Annotated in this window: 6 protein-coding genes; 4 read left to right on the top strand and 2 right to left on the bottom strand. The window is 45.1% G+C overall.

Annotation, left to right across the window (positions count from 1 at the left end):
* Positions 1-358: 358 nt before the first annotated feature.
* On the top strand, positions 359-1,240 hold the full coding sequence (cas6, locus tag ACUVJL_RS06140) for a CRISPR-associated endoribonuclease Cas6 (RefSeq protein WP_445245043.1): 882 nt from the start codon (positions 359-361) through the stop codon (positions 1,238-1,240).
* Positions 1,241-1,247: 7 nt separating this feature from the next.
* Here the strand turns inward: cas6 and ACUVJL_RS06135 are convergent, their stop codons facing one another.
* Entirely contained in the window at positions 1,248-1,568 is a 321-nt protein-coding gene (locus ACUVJL_RS06135; RefSeq protein ID WP_445245042.1) for an antibiotic biosynthesis monooxygenase, read from the bottom strand.
* Between the two features lie 426 nt (positions 1,569-1,994).
* Between ACUVJL_RS06135 and ACUVJL_RS06130 the strand changes: the two genes are divergently transcribed.
* Together ACUVJL_RS06130 and ACUVJL_RS06125 are read left to right on the top strand one after the other, a co-directional pair.
* Positions 1,995-2,465 (top strand): response regulator transcription factor, encoded by a 471-nt coding sequence (locus ACUVJL_RS06130; RefSeq protein WP_445245041.1) that lies wholly within the window; start codon positions 1,995-1,997, stop codon positions 2,463-2,465.
* Between the two features lie 100 nt (positions 2,466-2,565).
* On the top strand, positions 2,566-2,859 hold the full coding sequence (locus ACUVJL_RS06125; RefSeq protein ID WP_015175787.1) for a DUF2103 domain-containing protein: 294 nt from the start codon (positions 2,566-2,568) through the stop codon (positions 2,857-2,859).
* On the opposite strand, the gene ACUVJL_RS06120 is transcribed toward ACUVJL_RS06125, so the two are convergent.
* The gene (locus tag ACUVJL_RS06120; RefSeq protein WP_445245040.1) at positions 2,848-3,474 is read right to left on the bottom strand and encodes a HEAT repeat domain-containing protein; all 627 of its coding nucleotides are present in this window, start codon (positions 3,472-3,474) and stop codon (positions 2,848-2,850) included. The two genes, ACUVJL_RS06125 and ACUVJL_RS06120, sit on opposite strands and share 12 nt — an antisense overlap.
* Positions 3,475-3,492: 18 nt before the next feature.
* Here ACUVJL_RS06120 and ACUVJL_RS06115 point away from each other — a divergent pair, with 18 nt between their 5' ends.
* Complete coding sequence (locus ACUVJL_RS06115; protein WP_445245039.1) at positions 3,493-3,627, top strand: hypothetical protein; 135 nt, start codon at positions 3,493-3,495, stop codon at positions 3,625-3,627.
* The last annotated feature ends 228 nt before the right edge of the window (positions 3,628-3,855 follow it).

The raw sequence follows: 3,855 nt of genomic DNA, 5'->3' as shown, positions 1-3,855 counted from the left end.
AATCCCCCTAAATAGTTCCTAAACTCTCGTTTTTGGGCAAGATGACCAAAAATATCGTCAAATCTTTGACACCATCTATCGAAGCAGGGGGGCATCGCGGCAGGGGTTGTCTCTTTCATTGGTCATTCTTTAACGTTATATAGCGATTCTCAGATAAATGAGGTATACAGAAACCCTGTATTGTCAAGCTTTCCAGGTCAAAATTCGTACCTCACCTTTTTGAGAAAGGCTATATAGCGGTTCTCAGAAAAGTAAGGTACTCTTCCAATGCCCAATGCCCAATGCCCTATGCCCAATGCCCAAGAACACCTCATGTTACTGAGAAAGGCTATATAGAGACACAGTATAGAATTTAAAAATGCCCCACAGCCTTGTTTTAAACCTGCTGCCCGTTGCACCAATTCCATCTCAGTTTTTAACGGGACGGCATCTCCACGCTTTATTTTTGAACCTTGTGAGTGCTGTAGACAGCGATTTGAGCGCGTACCTGCACGACCAATCTCAGGAAAAAGCTTTCACTTTAAGCCCTTTCCAAGTAAGCAGAAAAGAAGCTTACAGAAGCAGCACGCCACAGCCACAAAAGAGAGTTTTGCCTCCTGCTTCCCGCACAATTTCGCAGGCCCTACAGTGGGATTACAAGCAAGCAATTCAGGAAAATACGCCGATTTGGTGGCGAATTTCTCTCCTGGATGACGGTTTGTTCGATCGCCTAACTCAACTTTGGCAGCAACTCAATTTCGAGATCCCTTGGCATCTGGGCCCAACAAATATATACATTACTAATATTTTGAGCGAACCGCAATCAAACCAGCCGTGGGTCAACTTTTGTACTTACGCCGAATTGTTCGATAGAGCTTCGGAAACTGAGCGCCAAATTGCTTTTAGTTTTTGCACTCCTACTAATTTTCGGCAAGGTGTATACGATAGTGCTATGCCCACTCGTGAGAGTATTTTTGGCAGTTTAGCGAATCGCTGGAACAAGTACAGCAGGATTGCGATCGAACCTACTTTCACAGAAGCTATTTTCCCCAGCTTTTTCGATATCCGAACAGAAGTTAGTACGGATTCTCGAAGTAAATTTATTGGCTGCGTCGGCCATATTAGTTACCGAATTATGGGAGATATAGCTCCTGCTACTATCAAGCAAATTAACACTTTAGCAGATTTTGCGCTTTACAGCGGAGTCGGGCGGAAGACGCCGATGGGAATGGGAATGACGCGTCGGTTGCAGGATTTTTAATCATTCACTATTTCGGCTGAATTTCACTGACGATTTCATAAACATTAGTGTCGGGAATTTTCGCAAACAAAGGCGTCATCTGCTTTAATATTTCCTGATAAGCTTCGCTTTGATTGGCTGCCATCTCTTCTACGCTTTCCCAAAAAATGATGGCAATACCTTTGTCTGTATTGGGCAATTGCAGCAGGTATGCTCCCTTAAAACCTTTAGCATAAGTTGCAACGGCTTTTTCAAAAAGTTCTTCTGCTTCTTTAAATTTTCCGGGTTTAAATTCGCCAATGGCAACGTAGGCAAACTGATGTCTGAGAAAGTCTAGAAATTCTGACATATCCTTTTCCTCACTTAATACCGATACCCCAAGTTATATTTTACGCGATCGCCCGAAATTTGTGAACTTCAAGGTTTTTAGTTTCGCGCTGGGCCCGAGGCGGATTTATTAATTACAGGTTTCGAGCGATCGCAACTCAAATAGAAACTTTTTGAGTCAGGCGGCTGCAATCTCTCTTAAATAAACTGTTAAATCCAAGATTTTAGATATTCACCAGGATCGGTAGGGCCCAGCGAGTTCGAGCGCTAGTACAAAACGTAAAGCGGCTGATAGATCAAATCTTGTGTGTAGTGGGATCGGACAAGATTCCTAAAAAGGGGCCTGTAAAAAGTGGTTTTTTGCAATAACCCTCTTGAATATCTTAAAACTTACTTGCAATAATTATCACAGATAAATACCAAGCAAGTAAAAAGCTAGCTCAAAAAAATGACAAAAATCTTAGTAATTGAAGACAATAACTTAATGCGAGAAATGGTATTAGAAATTCTGGAATCCCGCGGTTTTGAAGCCGTCGGCGCCGAAAACGGACAAGTTGGTATCCAGTTAGCGATCGCCCAAATTCCCGATTTAATTTTGTCAGATGTCAGGATGCCCGAACAAAACGGTTTACAAGTTTTCGCGGTTTTGCGATCGCACCCTGCAACCGCCAGCATTCCGTTTATTTTTATGACAGCCTCCGATATGCAAAAAGCTCTCGAACTCAAAGCAGATGGCTATCTCCAGAAACCTTGCAGCGTCGCAGAAATGCTCGGGACTATCGCCACTCAACTAGAAAAACCGACAGCTAGCAACCCACAACATCAAAAAGTACAGGACAATTCTGCGCCATCAAATCTCGGCTTGCCCGCCAGGAATCGAAAATCTCGGTTTGAGATTGCGTCGTTTTGCTGGCAATGACACGCACAGTAACGTTATGGAGACGTAAGTGGAGGGAATTTCAAATTGGTTCCACCCAGGGGTGGCTTAGACTGGGTATGTTGAATTTGGTTAAAAATTTATGAACGCACAACCCAAAGGCCGCCTAGTTTGGAATCACTCTACCCACCTTCCCGGTTTGATACCAATTTTAGAGCGCCTCACCCTAAAAATGGGCATTCAAACAGTCACTCCAGGCGTCATCAACAAAGTTAAAGGACACATCCCCCGCATGACATTAAGAGTGTCAGTACCCATCCGCGGGGGATTTAAAATCATCGCCAGACAGGGCAAAACCGTACAAGAAGTCTTTATATTAACCACTCTCAGTCAAGGGGACTTGGAAGAGACCATCGCCCAAACCCTAGCCAAGTGACAATTTTTCCTTAGCAAGCAAAGCCCGGGCCCTAACTGAAGTAGTTTCATCGGTTTGGGCGATTTCCTCAAGCCTGGCCGAAACTTCCGCGAACCAATCCGGTTTAACAGTCGCAGCACCCGCCAAAGCTTGCAAACCCCCCCCTGCTGCGTAGCGAACTACCCATTCTGGGTCTCGGGACGCTTGCAGCAGCGTTTTCACCGCGCGAAGTTGAGCATCGGCAATTTGTTCTGCTGGCATAAGTTCCCAGCAAATCGTCCCCAAACCCCTAGCCGCCGCCCGCCGCACACTCAAAGCAAAGTCATTCGCCGCTGCATCGAGCAAAATCTCCAAACCCCTGGGGTCGCCAATTCCCGCCAAAGCCCGAACAGCCCAAGCTCTCGCTCCGTAATTGTAGCCGTCAAGCTGTTCTAGAAGCGGTAGCACCGCAGCTTCTCCGAGTTGAATCAGCCCATCAACGGCGGCAACAGCGGCGCCTGGGTTGTTGTAACCGAGCACTGTAATTAAGGTAGGAATTGCTTGTTTTGAGGAAGCTGCCGCCAGTGCTTTGACGGAGTTTAACAAGCCCTCGGAAGAATCTGCTTGTTCGACAGCCTGAATTAATTCTAATGCCATTTATTTGTAAGCTTTACCGTGACCATTTTAATTGTAGGTTGGGTCGATCGCGCGATCGAACTTTTTGCAGCCTCATATCAATTCTGGTTGCACTCATACATGATGGGGAGTGGTCCGTTAGGAGTAGGGAGTCGGGGAATGTGGAATTATTGACTTTGACTTGATCATTCCCATCCAACCGGAAACGATATCACCCACCAACATTCCCATCACAATAGGTAGGGAAACAGCACTGCTGTGTCGGCTCTCCTGAGTTTATGGTGTAAAATAGATCAACCAATACAGTTAAAGTAATGAGCTTTCATTTAGACTATTTATTAGACTTGCCTGGAGTCAAGGTTGAAACTTGCACTCAAATTGAAGGAAAAATTTACTTTAAAC

The sequence above is a fragment of the Microcoleus sp. OTE_8_concoct_300 genome, from assembly GCF_031383065.1.
Classification (GTDB): Bacteria; Cyanobacteriota; Cyanobacteriia; order Cyanobacteriales; family Microcoleaceae; genus Microcoleus.
The sequence above is the reverse complement of the archived record's forward strand: the minus strand, read 5'-3'. Positions and strand labels throughout refer to the sequence as shown.

Bases quoted from the DNA above. Each gene is read 5' to 3' on its own strand.
- cas6 (WP_445245043.1), top strand. From the start codon at position 359: ATGCCCCACAGCCTTGTTTTAAACCTGCTGCCCGTTGCACCAATTCCA.
- ACUVJL_RS06135 (WP_445245042.1), bottom strand. From the start codon at position 1,568: ATGTCAGAATTTCTAGACTTTCTCAGACATCAGTTTGCCTACGTTGCC.
- ACUVJL_RS06130 (WP_445245041.1), top strand. From the start codon at position 1,995: ATGACAAAAATCTTAGTAATTGAAGACAATAACTTAATGCGAGAAATG.
- ACUVJL_RS06125 (WP_015175787.1), top strand. From the start codon at position 2,566: ATGAACGCACAACCCAAAGGCCGCCTAGTTTGGAATCACTCTACCCAC.
- ACUVJL_RS06120 (WP_445245040.1), bottom strand. From the start codon at position 3,474: ATGGCATTAGAATTAATTCAGGCTGTCGAACAAGCAGATTCTTCCGAG.